This is a genomic window from Psychrobacter sp. Cmf 22.2 (assembly GCF_001921745.1).
GTDB lineage: Bacteria > Pseudomonadota > Gammaproteobacteria > Pseudomonadales > Moraxellaceae > Psychrobacter.
Genome location: NZ_MRYA01000001.1, coordinates 839,273 through 862,989 on the forward strand (window position 1 = coordinate 839,273; position 23,717 = coordinate 862,989).

19 protein-coding genes, 1 other RNA gene and 1 pseudogene are annotated in these 23,717 nt (G+C 42.1%); 8 read left to right on the plus strand and 13 right to left on the minus strand.

The window, feature by feature from the left end; all coding sequences use genetic code 11:
* Positions 1 to 107 precede the first annotated feature (107 nt).
* Positions 108 to 2,954 (plus strand): heavy metal translocating P-type ATPase, encoded by a 2,847-nt coding sequence (locus BTV98_RS03490; RefSeq protein ID WP_058369061.1) that lies wholly within the window; start codon positions 108 to 110, stop codon positions 2,952 to 2,954.
* Between the two features lie 185 nt (positions 2,955 to 3,139).
* Here BTV98_RS03490 and BTV98_RS03495 read toward each other — a convergent pair whose 3' ends face one another.
* Positions 3,140 to 3,859, minus strand: a complete 720-nt coding sequence (locus BTV98_RS03495; protein WP_058368538.1) for a Bax inhibitor-1/YccA family protein — start codon at positions 3,857 to 3,859, stop codon at positions 3,140 to 3,142.
* A 322-nt stretch (positions 3,860 to 4,181) separates the two neighbouring features.
* Here BTV98_RS03495 and BTV98_RS03500 point away from each other — a divergent pair, with 322 nt between their 5' ends.
* Together BTV98_RS03500 and BTV98_RS03505 are read left to right on the plus strand one after the other, a co-directional pair.
* On the plus strand, positions 4,182 to 5,186 hold the full coding sequence (locus tag BTV98_RS03500) for an NAD(+) kinase (protein WP_075102893.1): 1,005 nt from the start codon (positions 4,182 to 4,184) through the stop codon (positions 5,184 to 5,186).
* A 34-nt stretch (positions 5,187 to 5,220) separates the two neighbouring features.
* Complete coding sequence (locus BTV98_RS03505; protein ID WP_058368537.1) at positions 5,221 to 5,532, plus strand: YeaC family protein; 312 nt, start codon at positions 5,221 to 5,223, stop codon at positions 5,530 to 5,532.
* A 119-nt stretch (positions 5,533 to 5,651) separates the two neighbouring features.
* On the opposite strand, the gene BTV98_RS03510 is transcribed toward BTV98_RS03505, so the two are convergent.
* The 5 genes and pseudogenes from BTV98_RS03510 to BTV98_RS03530 form a co-directional block, all read right to left on the minus strand.
* On the minus strand, positions 5,652 to 6,026 hold the full coding sequence (locus BTV98_RS03510; RefSeq protein ID WP_058368536.1) for a HopJ type III effector protein: 375 nt from the start codon (positions 6,024 to 6,026) through the stop codon (positions 5,652 to 5,654).
* Between the two features lie 105 nt (positions 6,027 to 6,131).
* Positions 6,132 to 6,299: pseudogene (gene csrA, locus BTV98_RS03515) on the minus strand (carbon storage regulator CsrA); the annotation flags it as partial.
* Positions 6,300 to 6,743: 444 nt separating this feature from the next.
* Positions 6,744 to 8,030, minus strand: coding sequence for an aspartate kinase (locus BTV98_RS03520; protein WP_058369060.1), 1,287 nt, complete (start codon positions 8,028 to 8,030; stop codon positions 6,744 to 6,746).
* Positions 8,031 to 8,324: 294 nt separating this feature from the next.
* Positions 8,325 to 10,997, minus strand: a complete 2,673-nt coding sequence (gene alaS, locus BTV98_RS03525) for an alanine--tRNA ligase (RefSeq protein WP_075102894.1) — start codon at positions 10,995 to 10,997, stop codon at positions 8,325 to 8,327.
* A 178-nt stretch (positions 10,998 to 11,175) separates the two neighbouring features.
* Positions 11,176 to 12,798: a DUF389 domain-containing protein gene (locus BTV98_RS03530; RefSeq protein ID WP_143505604.1), complete on the minus strand. Its 1,623-nt coding sequence runs from the start codon at positions 12,796 to 12,798 to the stop codon at positions 11,176 to 11,178.
* A gap of 348 nt (positions 12,799 to 13,146) precedes the next feature.
* Between BTV98_RS03530 and BTV98_RS03535 the strand changes: the two genes are divergently transcribed.
* Complete coding sequence (locus BTV98_RS03535; protein ID WP_075102895.1) at positions 13,147 to 13,359, plus strand: hypothetical protein; 213 nt, start codon at positions 13,147 to 13,149, stop codon at positions 13,357 to 13,359.
* A 103-nt stretch (positions 13,360 to 13,462) separates the two neighbouring features.
* Here BTV98_RS03535 and BTV98_RS03540 read toward each other — a convergent pair whose 3' ends face one another.
* A complete protein-coding gene (locus BTV98_RS03540; RefSeq protein ID WP_227511824.1) occupies positions 13,463 to 14,881 on the minus strand; it encodes a L,D-transpeptidase family protein in 1,419 nt (472 codons plus the stop codon).
* A 429-nt stretch (positions 14,882 to 15,310) separates the two neighbouring features.
* Between BTV98_RS03540 and BTV98_RS03545 the strand changes: the two genes are divergently transcribed.
* The 4 genes from BTV98_RS03545 (at position 15,311) to BTV98_RS03560 (ending at position 19,211) form a co-directional block, all read left to right on the plus strand.
* On the plus strand, positions 15,311 to 16,495 hold the full coding sequence (locus BTV98_RS03545; protein WP_075102896.1) for a HemK family protein methyltransferase: 1,185 nt from the start codon (positions 15,311 to 15,313) through the stop codon (positions 16,493 to 16,495).
* A 66-nt stretch (positions 16,496 to 16,561) separates the two neighbouring features.
* The gene (gene aroC / locus BTV98_RS03550; RefSeq protein ID WP_075102897.1) at positions 16,562 to 17,665 is read left to right on the plus strand and encodes a chorismate synthase; all 1,104 of its coding nucleotides are present in this window, start codon (positions 16,562 to 16,564) and stop codon (positions 17,663 to 17,665) included.
* 179 nt (positions 17,666 to 17,844) lie between these two features.
* Positions 17,845 to 18,516 carry an alpha/beta hydrolase gene (locus BTV98_RS03555; protein WP_075102898.1) on the plus strand — a complete coding sequence of 224 codons (672 nt, stop codon included), beginning with the start codon at positions 17,845 to 17,847 and terminating at the stop codon, positions 18,514 to 18,516.
* Between the two features lie 257 nt (positions 18,517 to 18,773).
* On the plus strand, positions 18,774 to 19,211 hold the full coding sequence (locus BTV98_RS03560) for a hypothetical protein (RefSeq protein ID WP_075102899.1): 438 nt from the start codon (positions 18,774 to 18,776) through the stop codon (positions 19,209 to 19,211).
* 74 nt (positions 19,212 to 19,285) lie between these two features.
* Here the strand turns inward: BTV98_RS03560 and ssrA are convergent.
* From ssrA to BTV98_RS03590, 6 genes are all read right to left on the minus strand, one after another.
* Positions 19,286 to 19,644, minus strand: a transfer-messenger RNA (tmRNA) gene (gene ssrA, locus BTV98_RS03565).
* A 179-nt stretch (positions 19,645 to 19,823) separates the two neighbouring features.
* Entirely contained in the window at positions 19,824 to 21,113 is a 1,290-nt protein-coding gene (locus BTV98_RS03570; protein ID WP_058368565.1) for a questin oxidase family protein, read from the minus strand.
* Between the two features lie 99 nt (positions 21,114 to 21,212).
* Positions 21,213 to 21,725, minus strand: a complete 513-nt coding sequence (gene rplI / locus BTV98_RS03575; RefSeq protein ID WP_058368566.1) for a 50S ribosomal protein L9 — start codon at positions 21,723 to 21,725, stop codon at positions 21,213 to 21,215.
* A gap of 25 nt (positions 21,726 to 21,750) precedes the next feature.
* Positions 21,751 to 21,978 (minus strand): 30S ribosomal protein S18, encoded by a 228-nt coding sequence (rpsR, locus tag BTV98_RS03580; protein ID WP_058368567.1) that lies wholly within the window; start codon positions 21,976 to 21,978, stop codon positions 21,751 to 21,753.
* 16 nt (positions 21,979 to 21,994) lie between these two features.
* Positions 21,995 to 22,393 (minus strand): 30S ribosomal protein S6, encoded by a 399-nt coding sequence (gene rpsF / locus BTV98_RS03585; RefSeq protein WP_058368568.1) that lies wholly within the window; start codon positions 22,391 to 22,393, stop codon positions 21,995 to 21,997.
* Between the two features lie 230 nt (positions 22,394 to 22,623).
* Positions 22,624 to 23,601, minus strand: coding sequence for an RDD family protein (locus BTV98_RS03590; RefSeq protein WP_227511719.1), 978 nt, complete (start codon positions 23,599 to 23,601; stop codon positions 22,624 to 22,626).
* Positions 23,602 to 23,717: the final 116 nt, after the last annotated feature.

Below are 23,717 nucleotides of genomic sequence, written 5' to 3' on the forward strand. Positions count from 1 at the left end.
TCAATAGTTGCTGAGTTATTGTTAAGCTTAAATTTAGTCGAAATCAAGCAATATTTATGCAACACAATGTCTATAAAGCAGTGTGTCTAAAGGAAGTAAGCACGGTTATGTCTAGTGTCTCGTCATCAATACCCACAATCACATCCCATGAAGACCGCTCTATCACTGAAGGCTTGGTATTGCCGCTTGCAGGTCACTGTTTCCATTGCGGTGATCCAGTACCGCAGCCACCGTTTCATGCTGAGATATTAGGTGAGTCGCGTGAAATGTGTTGTATGGGCTGTCAACTGGCTTCTCAAAGCATCGTAGAAGCCGGACTTGAGCAGTATTACCTTGATCGATCAGAAATTAACCGGACAGCCAGTCTACCCACTCAATTAACGCGCCTTGAAGCCTATGATAATGATGAAATCAAGTCGCAATTTGTCTATGCCCAAGATGGTATGTCAGTTGCAGAGTTGTCCGTCAACAATCTACGCTGTGCCGCTTGTACGTGGTTGATCGAATCGCGCTTAGATGAATTAGACGGTATTCGTAAATGTCAGGTGAACTTGACCAATCAGCGCATGCGAGTGATTTGGGATGAGAGCAAGCTACCTATCAGTCGCATCCTAGCTGTCATCAATGAGATCGGCTATGAAGCAAAACCTTATCGGCAAGATACCCATGAGGCTATGCTGGCACGTCACAACAATCAGATGCTACTAAGGCTTGGTATTGCAGCATTGGGTTCCATGCAGGCGATGATGTATGCCGTAGCGATTTATTTTGGTGAATATAGCGATATGCTGATATTCCAGCGCGACTTTTTACGCTGGGTATCTTTGTTTGTTAGTACGCCTGTGTTTTTTTATGCAGGCATACCGTTTTTTACGTCGGCTTGGTCAGCGATTCGTGCACGCCAAGTTAATATGGATGTACCAGTCAGTATTGCCTTGATTGTTACTTTCTTTACCAGTCTCTATGCTACTGTTACTGGTCAAGGAGAGACATACTATGACTCAGTCAGTATGTTTATTTTCTTTCTATTGGCAGGGCGTTATATAGAGCATAATGCACGTCTAAAAGCAGCTACTATGGCGAACGACTTAGTCGTTGTAGAGCCGGTACTGGTACAAAAAGTCGCCGAAGACAAAGAGTCTGCCGAACGTATTTTGCAGCAATTAAAGAAAAATGCGCTTGAAGAGGTCGACGTTAATAAAGCAGCAAAAAATTTCGCTAATCAGATTGACAACGAGGCTATAAAGGCTACAACCAACCAGCATGTACCAAGTTCTATACCTAACTTTATGCAGAACATGGAGGACGATGTCCAGCAACTAACCTCGCGTATTGCTAAAGACTGGCAGCAGATACGTAATCGACATTTGGGTCTCTTAAAACGACCAAACGAAGATAAAGAAAAGCAGATGGTCACCGCGCATAGCTTACAAGTGGGCGATATCATCATGGTTGAGGCGGGTTCTGAGATTATTAGTGACGGTATTTTGCTAAGTCCAACTGCTACGGTCTCTCAGAGCCTATTAACAGGTGAAGGCAACTTGATTGCTAAAACTCAAGGTGACTATATCATTGGTGGCGCTCAGAACGACAGTCAGCCGTTTGAGATGTTGATTACCGCACTGCCAGCAGACAGTCAAATAGGCTTAATTGATAGGCTAATGAACCGTGCTATGAGTGAAAAGCCAAAGCTGGCTCAGCAAGCAGATAAGCTGGCACGTTGGTTCGTGGCGCGCATTTTAGTACTGTCGGCGTTGGTGTTTATCGGCTGGTATATTGTTGATCCAAGCCAAGCAATTTGGGCAACCGTAGCGGTTCTAGTAGCGACCTGTCCCTGTGCACTGTCATTGGCCACTCCGATTGCGTTGACTGTCTCGACCAATCGCTTGGCAAGCTATGGTTTTTTGACGACTCGTGGACATACGCTGCAAACACTAGCAGAAATCACCCATGTGGCTTTTGATAAAACGGGCACACTCACTTATGGTAAGCCAAATTTATTGAATATTGAGCTGTTGAATTCTGCACAACAAAATGAAAGCTATGATCTAGAACCAGCTTCACAAAAAAACGGTCTCTTAGCCATTGCTGCCGCTTTAGAAGTAGGCAGTCGTCATCCTATTGCTCATGCATTGCTAACAGCGGCTCATCAGTTACACTTACCGCATGCGCAAGGTTTGCAGCATTATCCAGCGGGCGGGGTGGAAGCGACAATTGAAGGCGTCTTATACCGTATTGGTCATATAGATTTTGCGTTAGATAGAGCCAATGATATTTCTGTCAACGATAGTTTTGATAGTCATATAAGCGCCATCGATGATTCAGTTATTAACTTGGACGCTCATCGTGCCAGCTCTGCGGTGGTGCTATCGTATCAATCAAACGATAGTAGTACGTGGCAGGCGCTGGCATGTTTTTACTTCAATGATAAGATACGTGATAATGCCAGAGTGATGCTTAACACACTCAAAGAATATGGTATCGAGTCAGTGATGTTGACAGGGGATCCAAGCTCACAGGCGCTTGTAATGGCTAAAGATTTAGGAATGCAAGCTGCTTACAACGGTTTATCGCCAACCGATAAAGTCAACCACTTACAAAAACTGCAAGCTGAAGGTGCCGTCGTTTTGATGGTCGGCGATGGTATTAATGATGCACCTGTGTTGGCAGCAGCAGACGTGTCGACCTCGATTGCTGGGGCGGCAGATTTGGCACAAGTATCTAGTGACAGTATCATATTGAACGGTCAAATTGGAGCAATTACTGCTGCCAAACGTATCGCTGATAAAACTGAACGTATTATTAAACAAAATTTTCGCTGGGCCCTCGCTTACAACGGTATGGTATTAATACCAGCAGCTTTAGGCTATGTTCCGCCTTGGCTTGCTGCTATCGGTATGTCGCTAAGCTCATTATTGGTGGTGTTAAATGCGCTGCGTTTAAAACGAGCTTAACCTATATTTGCATATGACAGCTGTTATCAGCTAGTGACTTCAAGCTTATCTGATTTGCTAATCTGTCTGTTCGCATTAGTCGTTGTAATTCAAGTTTTAACCAGCCATCAGTTTTATCCGTAAAAAGACCGCCTTTTGTTAAAGGCGGTCTTTTTAACATAATTTGAATGAAACATCACTTTTGGTTAGTCTTGTAGATAACTTAACAGACGTAGGAACTCAATATACATCCATACTAAAGTCGCTACGATGCCTACACTAAATATCCATTCGTAGTCTTCAGAAACGCCAGCAGCAACACCGCGCTCGATGTTATCGAAATCCAACAATAGACTAAATGAGGCGATAACGATAACAAACAAGCTAAAACCGATAGCAATCATGCCGCCATCAAATAAAAATGGTAAGCTTGAGCCAAACAACACAAAGCCCCACTGCACAACGTATAAAATCATAATCGCAAAAACTGCTGACATCATGATAGAACGAAATTTATCTGTGACCTTCACTAGACCTGAGCGATATAAGCCTAACATAACTGCGGCTGTGACAAAGGTTGCACATAATGCAGTTAACGGCACGCTGGGATACATGCTCATAAATATCATTGAGATGCCGCCCAAGAATAAACCTTCTAGTAAAGCATAAGGAATGGCTAGGGTCTTAGCCATATGAGGCTTAAAGATCATAAAAAATGCTAAGCCGACGCCTGCAAACATACTAACGATTGCAGTCATATAGATAAAGCTACTAGATAATCCAGCAGCAATGGCATAAAAGAAAAAGCCTAAACCAGAGAGTGCCGACAAACCCAATAGCATTGTTGTCTTTTGTACCACACCTTTGACGGTCATCGACTTACCGCCGACCGCAAGTTCTGCGCGACTGACAATAGGATTGGCCATACATGTATCCTTAATAAAAAATATAAATAAAATAATACAGATGTCAGCTACTTTAGCAAAACCGTTATTATTGTCAACTGTGTTTGCGTGACACCATTTGCGCATTAGCTATAGAGGTTTTATGCGATTATCAAATCGCTTATTGACTAATATAGACGGTACTATTTAGTAGCCAAAAGAAAACACCTAAAGAATGCGTACGATAGTTATTATATGGGGTCGATTGTGTCAGTTAACAACGATAATTGATAAAACATGCTAGTTTAAACGCTCATTTATCGCTATCATTGCTCTGTACTTTACAGTTATACCGAGTCGTTTTATGGAAAACTCAGCGCAGTCAGAAAGATTGCCGCATTTGCACGAATCAGAGCTGTTTCATGCTATAAAAAACCCTGCTTTTAGGCGTATTGGTCTGATGGGCCGCGCTGGAAAACGTAGCGTGACCCAAAGTCTTGTTCAAATCGCGCAAACCATCAATGATATGGGTTTGACGTTGATTATGGATGTACAAACTGCTAACTTGCCCACCCTTGATCTGACTGAAGTAGAAAAAGTCAAAATCGTCAAGCGTAGTTTGATAGGCGAGATTTGCGACCTTGTCATTGTGGTAGGGGGAGATGGTTCTATTTTACATGCTGCCGAAGCACTGGCGCGTTATCGCGTACCTGTATTAGGGGTCAATCGTGGCCGACTTGGTTTCTTGGCTGATGTAAAGCCTGATGAAGCGGCCTTTAAACTGCGTCAAGTGTTGATGGGCGACTATCAGCTTGATCATAGATTTTTATTGACCATGGAGATAAGAGAAGGACGTGATATCATTCATGAAGATATGGCACTTAATGATATCGTATTGCATGCAGGTAAATCGGTACATATGATTGATTTTCAGATGAAAATTGATGGTCAGGATGTTTATCGTCAGCACAGCGATGGTTTGATTGCTGCAACGCCTACAGGATCGACTGCCTATGCCTTGTCAGGTGGCGGCCCGATTATTCACCCAAGTATGGATGCAATATGTCTAGTGCCTATGCATCCACATACGCTATCGAGCAGACCGATCGTGGTCAGTGGTAATAGTGAAGTTTGTATTCGTATTCATGAAGACAATCGTACGCAGCCAATGGTTAGTGCAGACGGCAAAGCGAGCGTCCCACTTGAACAAGAACAGCGTTTATACATTCGTAAGCATCCAGACAAGCTGACTTTACTGCATCCACCAGGCTTTGATTTTTATGAAGCCTGCCGTACTAAGCTACACTGGAACGTCCACGCTGAAGAATTTAGCCTTGATAGTGATGATGATACTATAGATGATGAGTAAGCATATCTAAAAATAATAGTAGAGAGTAGATATAATGGATAAACAAACAATCTTAGCAAGTCTAACGCCGGAGTTGGTTGATAAGTTCCGCGTTGCTATCGAGCTGGGTAAATGGGCCGATGGCACTAAGTTAAGCGCTGAACAGCGTGCTACTTGTATGCAGGCAGTAATGATTTGGGAGCATGAACATCTGGCTCCTGCAGAACGTACTGGATTTATTCATAAACCCATAAAAGACGATGGTTCAATCATTGGGGCTGAATGTGATGTGGAACATGAGCATCATTATCCTAATATGCCTAATCCTAAAGGTGCAATTCAGCCTGTCAAATTTCGTGATAAATAACGTGATAAGTTAAGTAATATCGAGCGAGATAAGTTTGAACAATCTTAATCAACTTAACATAGAAAAGCCACACTATCATAATAGTGTGGCTTCTTTGTATTGACTGAATACTATATAGCTTATAGTGCAGTAGTATCTACGTTTGGACGCAACGTTAGCGGATTTGTTTCCATTAGAAAACCTTGCCAGCCCCAATGTAGAAAATTACGAATGTTCGCATGGTCTGTACCATTTGGCGTAGCTTTTACCTTTTCGTAATGCTCACCGAAAAGCTTTAGGGTGTCTAATTGATCTAAACCATGATGTTTAGCAAAGCCAAAGATTTTTGCACTACCTTCGTTTTCGCCAGCGTCATTATGCAATAAGCCATTTACAAATGGCACTGGCGCATAGCGATAAAAATCATCGATAAAGCTGATAACATCATTAAATCCAATGGCTTTTTTGTTCAAACCATTAAGCAAAGCCGATACGTCTGATTGGCGGATACTCATAAGTAAATGACCTCAAAGCAGGTTAAATTAGCGATTAAAGTAGTCTTCGTCATCGAATGAAGGCGCAAAATTGCCTTGTTCAAGATGCTGCATCTGTGACTGTACTGTACGCTCTTGTTGGATACGCTGATAAATCTCTTCACGATGTACCGCAATATCTTTAGGCGCATTGACACCTATACGTACCTGATTGCCTTTGACGCCTAGAACAGTAACACTGACTTCATCACCGATCATTAACGTCTCGCCCACGCGGCGTGTCAAAATTAGCATGCGTCACACTCCTTATGTCGCATTAAAAAATTATTACTCATTACATTACATCTCAATTACAGATCATCCCTGTATCGTTATAACATAAACCTTATTTACGATAACCATAAGGTAATACATGTACCTTATGCTATAGGTAAAGTGTTACACAATAAGCGATGATGATAGGTAGGTTCATTTAGCCCAAATGAGTTCCCATTATAGGTGGCATAATAGATACTGTCACGGGTTTTCATAAAACTATTGGATAAATTCTAACGTTGACAACAATAAAATGATAAAAGGGGAGCAAAAAGTCTTTATTGAAGCAAATAATTACCAGAAGTAATCAATAGCTATTCAATAAAAAACCGTTAAAACAGCTTCGCAGTTTTAACGGTTTTTCTAATGGTTCTAATGATGATCAAAGCTTATATCATCAGAGCTTAGTGTTTTATATTGTTTTTATAACCCAGCAATTTTGCTATCACCGTCTTCACGATCTAGACCAAATGCAGTATGTAACGACTTAACCGCTTTTTCCAAATGCTGATCTTGAATCAAAACAGAAACTTTAATTTCGCTAGTCGATATCATTTGGATATTGATGTTGTTTTCAGCAAGAGTTTGGAACATTAAGCTGGCAACACCTGCATGCGAGCGCATACCAACGCCTACTAATGAAACTTTGACAACTTCACTATTGCCTAGGATCTCTTTTGCACCAATCTCATCTTTAACCTCGTCGTTTAGCACCTTCATAGTTTTGTCTAAGTCAGTGCGATTAACGGTAAAGGTGAAGTCTGTTGTACCTTGATCTGAAAGATTTTGTACAATCATATCGATCTCAATGTTAGCGCGACCAATCGGGCTTAAGATAGCAGAGGCAATACCAGGATGATCAGGTACACCGCGTACTACAATTTTTGCTTCGTCTCGGTTGAATGCGATACCTGAGATGATTGCCTGTTCCATATTGTCTCCTTCGTCTATCGTAATTAGGGTGCCGACAGTGTCTTGAAATTCTTGATCAAAGCTACCGTCGGTATTTTCATCAAAGCTAGAAAGTACACGTAAAGGCACACCATACTTACCAGCGAATTCTACTGAACGAATTTGCAAAATCTTGGAGCCAAGACTTGCCATTTCGAGCATTTCCTCAAAAGTGATTTTTTCAAGTTTTTTAGCTTTTGAGGTGACGCGAGGGTCGGTGGTATAGACGCCATCAACATCTGTATAAATTTGACACTCGTCTGCACCCAAAGCAGCTGCAATCGCAACACCTGTCGTATCAGAACCACCGCGGCCTAATGTAGTTGCGTTGCCTTCTTCATCAATACCTTGAAAACCTGCCACAATAACGATATTACCAGCGTCTAGTTGTTCACGTATGTTTTTATCATCAATGCTTTCGATACGTGCTTTATTGTGCGCGTTATCCGTTTTAATCGCTACTTGACGACCAGTCATTGAGCGAGCACCAATACCAAGCTCTTTGATTGCCATGGCTAGGAGTGAGATAGAAACTTGCTCACCTGTCGAGACCATTTGATCGTATTCACGAGGATCAGGCTGAGTGCTAATTTGACGAGCCAGATCGATTAAACGGTTGGTTTCACCGCTCATAGCTGAAACCACAACGACCACTTGATGACCGTTGTCGTGCCAACGTTTGACGCGTTTTGCGACATTTTTGATACGGTCGATACTGCCCATCGACGTACCACCATACTTTTGGACTATTAAAGCCATAAAATTTACCTATTATTCGACAATGGCTGTCTATAAGTTGCTAGCGTTAACCTACAATGAGTCTATTTGTTCCTATGGCTCGAGGTAGATACTAATAACGATAAAGCCGGATGATAAAAACTGCTGTGCTGTCTATTTTTTTGATGGCAGACTGGTTTAAGAGCTGACCGCCATACTTTATACCACACTAGCACGCTGATTTTAAGTCGTAACCGCTATTAGATACATGGCGATTGGTTATAATGGTTATAACCAATCAGATAATCTACTAAAATCTGAGCATATCGCCCATCTTTAGTCAAGTTGTGACTCAATCCACGCTGGTAAATCTTTGATGACTATACCTGTATTATCGGTTTTGGGTGCACCGCCTTGTGCATAATCAGGTTTACCACCGCCTTTACCTCCGAGCTCACTGGCAAGATGACGAACGATGTCACCGGCTTTAATACGAGCAGTGACTGACTTGGCTACACTGGCCGCCAATGCTAGTTGTCCATCTTTATCACCCACTAAGACGATTACGCTGTCTGATAGTTTGGACTTGATGTCATCCATTAAAGGACGAATCGACTTGCCATCAATACCCTCAACAGTACTAATCAATACTGGCGTACCTGCAATCGTCTGCACATTGTCTAATAAGCTCGCCGCTTGAGCACTGGCCATTTTCTGTTGTAGGCGCTCCAGTTGTTTTTCTAAGTCGCGCTGTTTGTCTGCCATGGTCTGTACACGCTGGGCTACTTCAGGACGTTTGACCTTGAGCTGAGATGCTAAAGTGCTCAGCTGCTGATCATTTTGCTGGATATATTTTATCGCACCCATGCCAGTAACGGCTTCAATCCGGCGAATACCTGCGGCAATGCCAGACTCATTGATAATTTTGAAGACACCGATATCACCGGTACGCTGCACATGAAGGCCACCACATAGCTCAATAGAGAAGGGCTGACGCTGTCCGTCAACGATACTGTCTGTGCCCATTGTTAAGACGCGAACGTCATTGCCATATTTTTCACCGAATAGCGCCACTGCACCTTTTTGCATCGCTTCATCGATGGGCATATTCTCGATACAAGCAGGCACGTTAGCTTGTATTTGTTCATTGACTAGGCGTTCTACGCGCATTATTTCAGTACTGCTGACGGGCTTGTCATAAGCAAAGTCAAAACGTAACACATCGCTTGATACCAGCGAGCCTTTTTGTGCAACCTCATCGCCCAACACTAATTTTAATGCTGCATGCAATAGGTGAGTGGCAGAATGGTTTTTGGCACTAGCGGCACGAACATCAGACAGAACTTGAGCATCAGCTGTTTGTTTAGTAGCAACCTCTCCCATAGTGACGACACCATAATGGATAATGGCTTGACCAGATTTTTTGGTATCTTGAACTTCAAAGACACCGGAGGCGGTACGAATTTCGCCCAGCTCGCCAACCTGTCCGCCACCTTCAGCATAAAATGGTGTGCGATCAAGCACAACAACGCCTTCCATACCTTCGTTCAAGTTGTCTACTTGATTGCCGTCTTGATAAAGAGCATCAATGGTCACACCTTCTTCTTCTAATTGCTCATAACCAATAAATTCAGTAGGACTCTCTACTTGAATGACACTGCTGTAATCAACATCGAATTTGCCAGCATCACGCGCGCGATCACGCTGTGCTTGCATATGCTCATCGAACTCAGCCTCATCGATCACAATACCACGCTCGCGCGTGATGTCAGCCGTCAAGTCTAGCGGGAATCCATAAGTATCATAAAGTTTAAACGCCGCTTCACCAGAGAGGGTATCGCCGTCTTGCAGGCCTTCAAGCTCAGCGGCAAGCAAACGTAAACCTTGTGCTAGTGTCTTGGCAAATTGAGTTTCTTCTTTTTGAATCGCGTTTTCGATGACGCTTTGCTTATCCTTTAGCTCAGGATAAGCTTCTCCCATTTCAGCTACGAGTGGCGCGACCATCTTATAGAAGAAATCGCTATCGGCGCCAAGCTTATTACCATGGCGGACAGCTCGGCGAATGACACGGCGTAACACATAACCGCGCCCTTCATTGCTTGGCAGGACACCATCAGCAATCAAAAAGGAAACTGCACGTATGTGATCAGCGATCACTTTAAGCGATGACTGCTGCTCATTTTGGATAACTAAAATATCAGCAGCGGCATCCATCAGATGAACGAATAAATCAATCTCGTAGTTGCCATGGACGTTTTGCATGATGGCGCTAATACGCTCAAGCCCCATGCCAGTATCGACACTAGGCGCAGGCAATGGCAGCATGGTGCCATCTTTTTGACGATTAAACTGCATAAATACGCAGTTCCAAATCTCGATATAGCGGTCGCCGTCTTCTTCAGGGGTACCAGGTAAGCCACCTTCAATCTCAGGACCGTGATCGTAAAAGACCTCAGTACAAGGACCACAAGGACCAGTATCGCCCATCGTCCAGAAGTTATCAGACGCGTAGGGTGCGCCTTTATTATCACCGATACGAATGATACGATCGCTAGGAATACCAATATCTTTATTCCAGATATCAAAGGCTTCATCATCGGTTTCATAAATGGTCACGTACAAGCGATCCTTGTCTATCCCAAGCCATTCATCAGATGTCAAAAACTCCCAAATGTATGCAATGCCTGCTTGCTTGAAGTAATCACCAAATGAGAAGTTACCTAGCATCTCAAAAAACGTATGATGCCGTGCCGTATAGCCAACATTGTCCAGATCATTATGTTTGCCGCCTGCACGTACACATTTTTGTGAAGATACAGCACGTGTATAGTCACGTGGCTCCATGCCCAAAAACGTCTCTTTAAACTGGTTCATACCGGCATTGGTAAATAGCAGTGTGGGATCATTATGCGGGATGAGACTTGATGAAGACACAACGGTATGCTGCTTGCTCACAAAAAAATCTAGAAAAGCTTGACGAATATCGGCTGAGCGAAATGGCTGACTCACAGCGGCTCCTTACTGACAAATAGAGATAAATAAAAAGGACAAAATAAAGAAAATAATTTTGCAAGCGATTTTAGCACAAACACATAAGGTGTGTTGAAGATTCACAAATAGACGCTTAGTAAACACCAGTCAAACCTATATACAGCTTTTATAAGTATTAAGAGGTTCAGACTTAACACTACTTAGTCAAAATCGCGGCATCCGTTTCGTCAAGTTGATTCTGAATTAGAGGATCAGATTCGATTATTTTTACAGGCAGATAGCGCAATTGTAACTTGATAGGTAAGTAATCAGGAAAGTTATCTGCCATATCTTGAGTGATAACCGCTTCAATCTTTTGTACATCAGAGGAGGTCGGACTGTTTTCGCCACGAATGACAGCACGTACAGTCTGATAGCCATCAACTTTCACAAATTGCGTGTTGGTTAATACGTTACCTTTATCCATAAAATGGCTGTTAATAGCGTCTTTGACGTTATTTTCAAAGGCTTGCTGTTTGGCGCTAACGTTTAAGTTGATGGTCAAATAAATACCCAAGCCGACTAATAGTAATAAAGCGATGGCATTACGGCGAAAAAACGTCAAATAGGTGCTTGATTTGTAGTCATCATCGACCAAACGACGAAAGCCCAAAAACCAAAGCACCATCGCATTCGTAAACTGAATGGCAATAATGTTGGTCAAAGCGAGCAGGGCTGCACCAAAACCTAACGTGGTCTCTCCATTGGCAAATAAGATACCACTTGCTGCAAGGGGTGGTACAAGAGCAGTTGCAACCGCGACACCAACCACTGCGACAGACAGATGCGGTGAGACCATTGCATAAGCACCAGCAGTACCGCCAGCGAGAGCAATCATTAAGTCCATTGAAGTCGGCTGGGTACGCGAGAGAATTTCAGAGGAAAGCGGTTGACCTTGATGTATATAGCCAACAATAAAACCTACCAAAATAACTAAAGAGACGCCAGCTATAACGGTAAACAGCGTCCTGCGCAGTAGCGGCATGCGATAGTCAATAATAGCCAATGCAGTACCAGTAATAGGCCCTAACACCATAGCCACCAACATTGCGCCGATAACAACAGCCGCTGAATTGGTTATCAATCCATAACTGGCAATGATAGCGGAGAGAGTATTCATTATAAAATACATTTTGCTAGGTAACGCATTGGCCTCAATAGTGAGACGCACTTTTGGATAGTCTACCTTTTGATTGCTAAATTGCTCTGCTATAAATTGCTTATAAGACTCAAGTTTTTCTTCTTTTTCTTCTTTGACTTCATCGACTTTGTCATCGTCTGTTAGATGGTCTTCTGTGTCAGTATCGCTCTTTTTATCTTCATCTTCGCCTGTATGTGAGTCAACATCGCTATCAACACCATCGTTCAATGCCGAATCTAGCGCAGATGGTGATAAGTTGTTATTGGGTTCTGCCGGCATTGTAGGAGGCGTTTGAGACGAAGAAGTCTCTTCTGTTTTATTAGTAAGGTGTCCGTTGTTATCTTTATCATCAGCTTGTGCTGTCGCAGTCGCTGTTTCAGGTGAGACGTTTTCGACAGAGGCGATGACGACATCTGGGCTGGGCGACTTCATGGTTATTTCAGGATCGGGATGTTTAGCTTCTGCTTTTATTTTACCTAAAGGTTGCCTATCATCTTTAACCAAATTATCGTTGTCCGACGGATATGGCTGTTTTGTCTCGGTAGCTTCGGTACTGTTTTTTTCGGTACTGTCTTTAAAGTCAGATACGTTCTTTTTTGACGGCGAAGGTTCAGAAGAGTCATTGATTGATGATGTCATGGCATTATGGCTTTGCAAGTCAGATAAGGAAGGACTGCTATTGTAATGATAAAACATGAAGAGCGTAGCAGTTTTTTGACAACAGTTACTATTTTAAAAAACATCAGATGACTAATGTTATAGGTAATTTATAGGCAATGTTGATAAGAATGGTACTGAGAATTGATGCATACAATAAGAAGGGGAGGTATAGATTTTATAGAGCGACAAATAATCCCTTATAGTAACATGGTTTTATAAGTAAGTCAGCCGATATGTATGCTCTACGAGTACATGTTAAAAGCTTACTATTAGTGTGGATTTAACGTATAAAGGAGATATACCCACACAAACTATGAGGATTAGGTTATGAACTGGACACTATTTTCTATGATCTACTCAATGACGGCAACAGTTACCATCGGCGTACTTATGATTGCAGCATTGGTGTCAGGATTCAATGAAATACCGCATATCAAAATTGCTGTAGTCATTGGTATCTTAATCTCAGTGCCAGTCGCATTATTCTTCACCAAAAAGATAAGTAGTATCACAGGCAATGAGACAGGTTATAAAGCTTAAAAGGTCGTGACTACCAACTATGTTGCTGGTTTATATAATAAAAAAGACCTTTAAGATAAAGGTCTTTTTAAAATATTAACTAAGCATATTAACTAGTCGGCTCTTATTTAAGCTCAACTGTCGCGCCATTTTCGATATTGGCGTAAACTTCTAATACGTCCCAGTTGGTTAGACGTACACAACCCGCTGATGCTTGGCGACTGATACCTTCAGGTTTGGGCGAACCGTGAATGCCATAAGAAGGCTTTGATAAACCCATCCAGACGACGCCAACAGGGTTATTTGGCCCTGGTGGTAACATATGTACTTTCTTATCGCTGCCTTCACCGACAGTGGCTTTATACCATGGCATCTTAACTCTATTAATGATCTTAAAGGTGCCTTGTGGCGAAGGAGTGGCAGCACTACCAATCGTCGTTGGATAAGTAGCAACCAGCTTATCACCATTATAAGCATATAGTGTTTTGCTCGCTTTATCGGCAACCACGCGATTGATACGCTCGTTGAGCGGCTTGCGTGTATTTAGTACAGTAATAGTTTCGCCCGCTTGATAGTTTTTATTTTTATTCAACTTATCAAGATAGCGTATGTCCATATGGAAGCGCTCGGCAAGCATCTCTTTAATATCTTGATAATATAACCCTTTTACTTTTGACTTTGCTTCTGAGCCTGAAGGCGTGGTCAAAAAGTTGGTTTTGATATCATCATCAGTCAACGTGTAAGTGACTAGAACAGGCTTATTGGCAGGGATATTTTTAGTTAGCGCATCCCACGTTTTTTGATCCATCGTGCCAGTCGCTGGCAAACCTTTCATCGTTTGAAAGTTGATTAACGCCTTTTTACTATTCATGCCCCAGCCACCATCGATTGGACCAGGAGAAGCGTGGTTCCAGTCAAGCAATGCTTGCATCTTAATAGTCATCGCTGAATTGACTTTCATGTTCGGCGACCACGTAGCGTTATTTACTTGCTTAGCATAGTTTGACAAGTTGAGCGTGGTATATCTTTTACCATCTTTGTCTTCGATGTTTTTGATCGCAGGATCATTATTGAAGTCTAGACTCTTTTCGTACTGAGGCATCTCAAAAGTTGAAGGATCTGTTGCATCCATAGATGAGATATCGCTCGGAGCTGCTACCGCCTGACCTTCACTAATATCATCGGTACGATCAGATTGCTCGTCCTTACGTGTCAGCTCGGCTGCGCTCATGTTGTCCGCAGCGACTGGCTCGCTTGTTGATTGTGCTTTATTTTTTTGTTTAGTATCGATCAGATCACCCATGCTATCAGTAGTCTGAGGCTGGATGTTCGGCGTAGCAACTGAGTTATTTTTATCAATTGAAGTGCTACGACTCTCTTGTACATCAAGACTTGCTAGTACAGCAATGTCAGGTAATTTGTCAGCTGTGCGTACTGGCATCGTGCGCGTATCATTATTGGTAGCAGCAAGAGCATTGAGACTCATACCAGCGCTAATAACAGCGATAGACATAGAGGTAATAAGAGGTTTTATTTTCATCATATTTGACCACAGTAGGTTATTACAATGGAGCTATTATGCGCACAATTAAGATTCTAAGCAAACTTTTGATACATCTTTTTGTGCCTGTAGAGTGCTAAGCGTCAACAGCTGACGTATGACCTACAATATAGTTATATTTGGCTGATATTTTAGCTGGCATGTTGCTCAAACTGTTTGACCAGTAAGTTTTAAGTAATATTGTTGTCCCATAAAAAAATCTTAAAAAATGAATAAATGCTGATTAGTTATTAAATAATCCTTAATTAATGCGATTACTATAAATAGCTGTAAACTCTTATTTTGAGGTTTTATTAAAGTAAGGTTTATAGTCATTGGCGCTATATGGTGTTTACGTCTATAATGCATGCAAAGCGTTTTATTTAATCCACTATCATGTGACTAATAAGCATGTAATCAACAAGGTGCGATATGTCAGAACACCAAACTATGAGTGCAGAAGAATTTCAAAATCAATATTCTGATGATCAAGAGTCTCAAGATTTTGAGCAAGATCTACAAGATAGATTAGACACAAATGAGACGAGTCTAATCACTGAGGACAATCAGTTTGCAAACTTACATGGCGAGCTTGAAGAGGCGCGTGAACAGCTACTGAGCATACGTGATTTTATTCGTTTTTCAGTCACTCAGTTACGTAATTATGATGTAGTTGTGGCACAAGGTACTACTGACGAGTTTGCTGAAGCATCAGCGATAGTTTTGCATTCTTTATCTTTGGATTGGGCAGCCAATGAGCAGATACTAGATTGTCGTTTGACAATGTCAGAAAAGCAGCTGGTACTAAGCTTACTAGAAGAGCGTATTGCCGAACGTAAACCGCTGAGCTACCTTATTAATTTGGCTTATTTTTGTGATCTGCCTTTTTATGTCGATGAACGCGTTCTTATTCCGCGCTCGCCTATAGCGGAGTTGATTCGCCAGCAGTTTCATCCATACTTTGATGTCAATGAGCTTGCCAAGCCACTAGGTGCCACCATTAACGGTCAACCAGCTGTGTTTTATGATCATGGGCTTGATATGAAGCAATTATCACAACCAGAGCGCATTTTAGATCTATGCACTGGTTCTGGTTGTATTGCCATTGCACTTGCGACACGTTTCGTTGATGCCCTAGTCGATGCGGTCGATATTGATAAGGGAGCGTTAGAGGTGACGATGGTCAACGTTGATCATCACGATCTTGGTCATCAAGTCAACGTGATTGAATCAGATCTATTTGCGAAGATTCCAGCTGAAAATCAATATGAGCTTATTGTGACCAATCCTCCTTATGTTGATGCTGCTATCATGGCCGACTTGCCACCTGAGTTTTTGTATGAGCCTGAGCATGCACTGGCTGCTGGACAAGATGGATTGGATTTGGTGCATCGTATTTTATTTGAAGCGCCAGAATATCTAAGTCCTGAAGGCTTGTTAGTGTGTGAAGTGGGTGATAGTGAGTGGGCGCTCAGACAAGCTTATCCAGACATTCAGTTTGATTGGCTAAAGTTTGCGCTCGGTGGTCATGGTATTTTTGCGATTACTTTTGATGAGCTGATGGCGCATCATGAATTGTTCGCGCATTACGTACAGTTGTTAGATAACAGTCAGTAATGAGTCAGCGCTTTTGATCCATTAGTAAGTACATATAAACAGATTTTTATTGGTTTAGGGATAGATATGGCAGGTAATAGTATTGGTCAGGTTTTTACCGTCACCACTTGCGGTGAGTCGCATGGCGTAGGTTTGTTGGCTATCGTTGATGGCATACCTCCAGGTTTAGCATTATCTGCAGAAGATTTACAGGTAGATTTAGACCGCCGCAAGCCAGGTACCTCTAAGTATTCAACCCAGCGCCGTGAGTCTGATGAAGTTGAGATTATCTCTGGTGTATTTGAAGGTAGAACCACTGGTACCTCTATCGGTCTGCTGATTCGTAATACCAATCAAAAATCAAAAGACTATAGTGAGATTAAAGATACTTTTCGTCCAGGACATGCCGACTATACTTATAGTATGAAGTATGGCTTTCGCGACTATCGCGGCGGCGGTCGCTCGTCAGCCCGTGAGACGGCGATGCGGGTCGCTGCCGGTGCTATCGCTAAGAAATATTTGCAAGAGCGCTTGGGTGTACAAATTCATGGTCATGTAACTCAAATCGGTAATGAGTATAGCAACGTCACAGACCCTAGCCAAATCGATTGGGAGTTTGTAAATAGCAATCCGTTTTTCTGTGCCGATAAAGAAGCTATTGGTCGCTTTGAGACATTGATAGACAACCTACGCCGAGAAGGTACTAGCTGTGGCGCACGCTTAGAAGTTATTGCCAGTGACGTACCAGTGGGACTTGGCGAACCCGTATTTGATCGCTTAGACGCTGATATTGCCCACGCAATGATGAGCATCAATGCGGTAAAAGGGGTAGAGATTGGTGATGGTATGGCGGTAGCTGGACAGTTTGGGCATAGCTCTCGTGATGAGCTGACCCCAGATGGCTTCACTGCCAATCATGCTGGCGGTATCTTAGGTGGTATCTCGTCGGGTCAGAATATCAGCGTCAGTATCGCCCTTAAACCGACCTCTAGCATTACTACCCCTGGTAAGAGTATAAATACAGACGGTGAAGCAATCGATATGCTAACCAAAGGTCGTCATGATCCTTGCGTTGGAGTACGTGCCACACCTATCGCTGAGGCTATGCTAGCAATCGTCTTGCTCGATCATTATCTGCGCCATCGTGGTCAAAACGCAGATGTTAAACCGCCGGTAGAGTCGATTACTTAAAACTGCATTCAAAGAGCTATCAGCCTTTTGTTGATTCTAGTCTAATCTAATTAGAAACAACCAAAGGCTTTTTTTGTGGAAAATTAAAAAATAAAGACCAAAACCGACTACAAAAACTAGTTCTATAGAAAGCATAAATTGTTTGTATCCATAATTTTATTCAAAGGAGCCTAAAGAGTATGAGTAATTATTTAGATGCTGTCATTGTTGAGCATAACCCATCACAAAAAGAGATAGATAAAGCGGTTATCTGGTTGCATGGCTTAGGTGCTAGTGGTCATGATTTTGAGCCAGTGGTACCGCAGCTTGGGCTATCTGATGATATGGCAGTACGTTTTATTTTTCCGCATGCGCCCAAGCGTGCAGTGACAGTAAACGGTGGCATGGTGATGCCAGCATGGTATGATATTTTGGAGATGAGTCTTGAGCGTAAAGTCGATTTGGCTCAGATAGAGACCTCTTCTCAGCAAATCCATGATTTGATTCGTCGTGAGGTTGAACGTGGCATTGCTCCTGAGCATATCGTTATCGCAGGATTTTCGCAGGGCGGAGCAGTGGCTTATCATGTCGCGCTTGGCTATCCAGAACGTTTGGCGGGACTAATGACCTTATCTACGTATCTAGCAACCAATGATAATATTGACTATAGTGCTGCTAATAAAGAGATACCGATATTAATCGAACATGGCACTCATGACCCAGTTGTTCCTGTAATTTTGGGTCAGCAAGCACAGCAGTTGTTATCAGATAAAGGGTATGATGTTGAATATAATACCTATCCAATGGCGCATCAGGTCTGTATGCCGCAAATTCAAAATATTGGTAAATGGTTAAACAAAGTGTTGGTATAAAAAACTATATTTAAATAAAGTAACAATGCTAATTCCATAATCAACCTTATATTAACTCCATCCATAGTGATGGAGTTTTTTATATGTTCGTTAAAGTGCATCAAACTTATAACTTAGTAATTAACAGAATTTAACCTCATTTATGACTATTCTTTTGTCCAGTCACGTAAGATATATACTATAGTATATTTTTTGAACAACATTATCTGTGTTTTTAATCTAAGACTAAATCTAGAAAGTGTTTCTGGAGGCTTAAGATGAGAACTACTTATTTGGCATTTTATATCGCAGAGCAAGTAAAGTTATTAGACCGTATTATTAGTGCAATCGATGGTTCGCCCTATAGTCATTGTGAGCTTGTGATTAATGAGTTAGGCGAGCAACGTTACGACTGTATTAGCTCAAGTCATCGCGATGGTGGCCTACGACGTAAAACTATTCATATGGAGCCTAGTCACTGGGTGTTGACACCAGTTGTGTGTGATATTGACTACGCCATGCGTTGGTTTAACAAGCGTAAGAACTTTAAATATGACTATTTGGCTTTAATCAGGACTGTCATTCCAGGGTTTTATAATCCTGAATATCGCCTATTCTGTTCTGAAGCGTGTGCTGATATGTTAGAGCTGGTAGATCCAGCAAGTTATGGACTTGAGAAGCTATATCAATGGAGTTTGGATAATCCTGCTATCTAAAAGATAAGGAGCGAAAATTAGAAAGTTTTGCACATAAAAAAACCGACCATATAAAGTGGTCGGTTTTTAGTATTTGGTGGAGATGGCGGGAGTTGAACCCGCGTCCGCCAGCATTACGCTCATGAATCTACATGTTTAGTTTCTGTCTTTAGTTTTAATCCGCACCGATCCGACAGTCAGGATGGATTGGACGATTCTCTACTTTTGAACCCAAGCGATTGAGACAATCCCTTGTGGCGAACCTATATACGGACGCTTCAACTGGGCTAACCAACTATAGGTAATCGGCAGCGCAGTAAGCAGGGTTTAAGCTGCTAGAGCGTAAGTTTCGTCGTTTGCGACTATAACAATATATGTTTGATTAACGAGAGGACATACACTCTCGACATGCATCATTGAGTTTCATCACCAGCGTCGAAGCCAGAACATCCCCAATAGAACGACGTATTATAATATATAATGGTGGTTTTGGCAATGGTCTTATATGCGGACATTACACTTAATAACATACTATATTATACTAGCCTGACGAACACTATTATTCGTTCATAGACCTATTATATGGGGCGTTTTTACGATAAATAAAGAGAGATTGTCTACTTTCTTGTTAATTCAAGAAGGTGAATTACTAAACCATAAATTCTCATGCAACTTGCCTTCTTTATGAGGCGTGGCAATATTAAGCGCGGTTTTAGCGAATATATCATGCGATGCCTTTGAAAAAGCCTGCCATTCAGCCCAGCGCTTTAGCACATAAACGGTCTTAGGTACATGCTCATCGAGACTATCGGTAGTCGCTTGCAAGGTCTGTAGCCACCATGCTTTGTCATCATCACTTAGCTGATGGTTGTTGGATATATTTTTTTCTGCTTGCCAAGTTTTAAGAGCGGTAAGTGTATTTTTGCTATCAGGGTTACCTTGAATGATCATTGTAGCGATTAGTGCGCGAAACCAATAGGCCAGTGCCTGACGCTGTGCCATCTCATCAAGATGGGGTAGGACACATAATACGGCATGCAGACTGGTTAAGCCATGAACGATAAAAAACTCATTATCACTACCATATACAGCGCTCGCTGCAATCACAGTCAACTCTTCAATAGATGCGGTAAGATCACTCCCAATATTGGGCAGTCTTAATATCACGTTATCATTAAGAAACTGCGCCATTGGCTCATTAAAATTATCAAAGGTAATTAGGCGCTGCTGAAAGCTGCCTCTATTTAGCCGCTCGTAATCGTCGGTTCGACTGAGCTCATCTGCTCGTTTAGTCAACTGCGACACGCTATCATTAATTAAAATCTGTTTAAGCGCATCGATGGCGTTTGGCGCATCAGGCGACCATAATTGATGTTGACTATGGTGAGTGCCTGTCGCTAATGGTTGAAAGGCAGTTGCCATATAGGCCAACCCCTCGCTTGCCATGTTGTCGGACTCGACATCGACCGCCCAGCCAGTATGGATGACAGCATGCATTGCCGCTCCTGCCATGCCCTCTGATAACGCAGGGTAGTAGCGTTTTAAGCAAGCACTTAACCCAAGCTTTGCTATCTTGTTATCAAAAAAGTCACGATAGGCTTCAAACGCAATGCGAGTAGACTGTATGTTGTGCATCCAATTAACATCTGTTATTGCAGTATAATCAAGCGCATTATGACGCGGCGGCGCCAGCATTTCAGGCCCTTTTGCTGCGCTTGCAGTCCCTTTATTTATAGCATCATTAACATACACGTTTTGCCACCATTGCATCTTATCTTGACTGACGCCTGCAGCATCAAGCGCTATCCAATTATGGGTAATATGATTGGACAGATAGTCATCATACTCAATATGCCAATTGCGACCACGTTTAAGCCAGTCGTGTAAGTGCTTAGAATAATTTGGCTTTGAATAAAAAATCATCTCCATGCTCTATGGCGTAATAACACATAAAATATAACATAAAAAAGCCAGTCACATAACATGACTGGCTTTTTAGACTAAGAACTAATCTTTCAGATATTACTCTTCAGAGTAATCTTCGTTCTCGTCTGCAACGTCTTCTTCAGCTGCGTCTTCGTTGTCACCATCTTCAGACAAGATAGTCACTAAGATGCTAGCAGTAACGTCATGGTGTAGCTGAATATCAACATTGTATTCGCCCACTTGACGTAGAGTGCCTTCAGGTAGCTTGATTTCAGCACGGTCAACTTCTAGACCTGAGTTAGTCAATGCTTCAGCGATATCGCGAGTACCGATAGAGCCAAATAGCTTGCCTTCGTCACCTGATTTAGCACGCATGATAACATTAACGTCAGTTAATGCGTCAGCACGCTCTTGAGCAGTAGCGATTTCTTTTGCTTCTTCAGCTTCAAGCTCAGCACGGCGTGCTTCGAACTTTTCAATGTTAGCTTTGGTCGCAGGTAGCGCTTTGCCCTGAGGGATAAGAAAGTTACGACCGTAACCTGGTTTTACATCGACAGTTTCACCGAGTTTACCAAGGTTGACGATACGCTGTAACAAAATAATTTGCATGAGTCATTCCTAGTTAACGGTTAAATTACTGATGGTTGTCAGTATACGGAAGTAGTGAAAGGTAACGAGCTTGCTTGATAGCAGTGGCTAGTTGACGCTGATACTTAGTAGATGTACCGGTAATACGGCTTGGTACGATTTTACCATTATCACTGATGTACTGTTTTAGCAATTCAACATCTTTATAATCGATGTGAGTGATGCCTTCAGCAGTGAAACGGCAGAATTTGCGACGGCGATAGAAACGTGCCATGAGTATTCTCCTTTAATTAGTCTTCACTGTTGTCGTTGTCGTCGTTTTCACGATTGTCTGGACGACGAGTAGTTGCTTTGCGTGCGCGTTTTTCATCGGCATTCTTGGCTAACTGCGACTCTTCAGTGACAGCTTCGTCACGGCGCATAACTAGACTACGAATGATCGCGTCGTTATAGCGGAATAATTCTTCAAGTTCAGCTAAAGTATCACCGTCAGTTTCGATGTTGAAAAGAACGTAGTGAGCTTTGTGAATCTTGTTGATTGGATAAGCCAATTGACGGCGGCCCCAATCTTCAAGGCGATGAATAACACCACCGTTGTCTTGAACCAATTTGATGTAGCGTTCAACCATGCCAACCACTTGGTCGCTTTGGTCTGGGTGTACAATTAACACCAGCTCGTAATGTCTCATTTGGACTCCTTACGGATTAGTAGCTATTAACCCTATGTTAATAGCAAGGAGATTTATAAGGTAAACTTGCTCTCATATAGAGAAGTAAAGCTTATGTTATAAAGCGCCGTATTATAGCAGTAGTCGAGTCCTAACACAAAGGTTAATACTGTTGTCTGCCAATAAATAAAAAAGCAACGACTAAGCGTTGCTCTTAATGAGGCTATATAATTTTAAGTGGCTAAATATATTTATTTCACTACTGGTTGCTTAGCCAATTGGCTACTATCAGCTTTGACTACCAAGGTTTTAGCAACCTTATCATGCCACCCTATATTTTCAGGGTTCTTAGAAGCCATAAAGTAGTGGATGGCAATAACAACAAATCCTAAGAAACTCGTAAATGAAAATAATAGGTTATAGATGATAAAAAGTAGTAAGGTTCGCATACCAATAAGTTTAAGAAAAGATGGTATACGGTGAGTGGTTTGATCGACGACACGAATGCCAGTGATAAGCTTACCAAGCGACTGTCCACGTAATGTGATAAATACCAATTGCAGCGCGAACAATCCAAAAACCATCACCTGTGACATCATCAATGTAGAGCTAGGTAAGCTCTCCATCAGTGTCATTGAGTACTGGTACGCGGCATCCATATTCTGAATGTCTTGAAACTTTGAGTAGTCTATGTCCATTTTGGTTAATGCCAATACCAGCGGAAAAATCGCTAATACATACAATAGGCCATTAAGCGCAGTGGCTAACACTCGTGACATGATAGGCGCCAGGACGACATTACCGATGACTTTGTCTTTTTGAGACACAGTCTTATTGACCGTCGACTTGTTTAGTGACACGTTATTATGGGGCGTATGATGACGATTGGTTGTCATGTCCGCTTTTGTATTTTTGGCTGTGTCTTTTGGACGTTCAGGCTTGCCATACAGTCTATCTAGCGATACCGATTTGCTGTCTTGAGCGGTGCTAGACTTGTCTTCTGGAAAGACCGTCACATTGTTGATAATAGAGTCATTAGAGGTAGAAATATCAGCCGGATGGTAAGAATACTGATTGCCCGTTAGATCCCCAATACGCTGCCATTTATCTAAGCCTTCATGCCATACCAAATCATCCAATACTACTTCACCAGATGTTAGCATAATATTTAACTGATCCAAAGTATATGGACCTGCTTGTACGTTATTTCGAGCCAGGAAAATCTGCATAGTTGCCTACATAATTAGTCATATCTTAAGTCATTATATTAGGGTCTATTCGAAAAAATCAAATAGACCCTAATCAAAGTAACTTTAATGACTGTGTGAATTACTGCGGTGACTGA

Coding starts and splice junctions, on each gene's coding strand:
- BTV98_RS03490 (WP_058369061.1), top strand. CDS start 108: ATGTCTAGTGTCTCGTCATCAATACCCACAATCACATCCCATGAAGAC.
- BTV98_RS03495 (WP_058368538.1), bottom strand. CDS start 3,859: ATGGCCAATCCTATTGTCAGTCGCGCAGAACTTGCGGTCGGCGGTAAG.
- BTV98_RS03500 (WP_075102893.1), top strand. CDS start 4,182: ATGGAAAACTCAGCGCAGTCAGAAAGATTGCCGCATTTGCACGAATCA.
- BTV98_RS03505 (WP_058368537.1), top strand. CDS start 5,221: ATGGATAAACAAACAATCTTAGCAAGTCTAACGCCGGAGTTGGTTGAT.
- BTV98_RS03510 (WP_058368536.1), bottom strand. CDS start 6,026: ATGAGTATCCGCCAATCAGACGTATCGGCTTTGCTTAATGGTTTGAAC.
- BTV98_RS03520 (WP_058369060.1), bottom strand. CDS start 8,030: ATGGCTTTAATAGTCCAAAAGTATGGTGGTACGTCGATGGGCAGTATC.
- BTV98_RS03530 (WP_143505604.1), bottom strand. CDS start 12,798: ATGACATCATCAATCAATGACTCTTCTGAACCTTCGCCGTCAAAAAAG.
- BTV98_RS03535 (WP_075102895.1), top strand. CDS start 13,147: ATGAACTGGACACTATTTTCTATGATCTACTCAATGACGGCAACAGTT.
- BTV98_RS03540 (WP_227511824.1), bottom strand. CDS start 14,881: ATGATGAAAATAAAACCTCTTATTACCTCTATGTCTATCGCTGTTATT.
- BTV98_RS03545 (WP_075102896.1), top strand. CDS start 15,311: ATGTCAGAACACCAAACTATGAGTGCAGAAGAATTTCAAAATCAATAT.
- aroC (WP_075102897.1), top strand. CDS start 16,562: ATGGCAGGTAATAGTATTGGTCAGGTTTTTACCGTCACCACTTGCGGT.
- BTV98_RS03555 (WP_075102898.1), top strand. CDS start 17,845: ATGAGTAATTATTTAGATGCTGTCATTGTTGAGCATAACCCATCACAA.
- BTV98_RS03560 (WP_075102899.1), top strand. CDS start 18,774: ATGAGAACTACTTATTTGGCATTTTATATCGCAGAGCAAGTAAAGTTA.
- BTV98_RS03570 (WP_058368565.1), bottom strand. CDS start 21,113: ATGATTTTTTATTCAAAGCCAAATTATTCTAAGCACTTACACGACTGG.
- rplI (WP_058368566.1), bottom strand. CDS start 21,725: ATGCAAATTATTTTGTTACAGCGTATCGTCAACCTTGGTAAACTCGGT.
- rpsR (WP_058368567.1), bottom strand. CDS start 21,978: ATGGCACGTTTCTATCGCCGTCGCAAATTCTGCCGTTTCACTGCTGAA.
- rpsF (WP_058368568.1), bottom strand. CDS start 22,393: ATGAGACATTACGAGCTGGTGTTAATTGTACACCCAGACCAAAGCGAC.
- BTV98_RS03590 (WP_227511719.1), bottom strand. CDS start 23,601: ATGCAGATTTTCCTGGCTCGAAATAACGTACAAGCAGGTCCATATACT.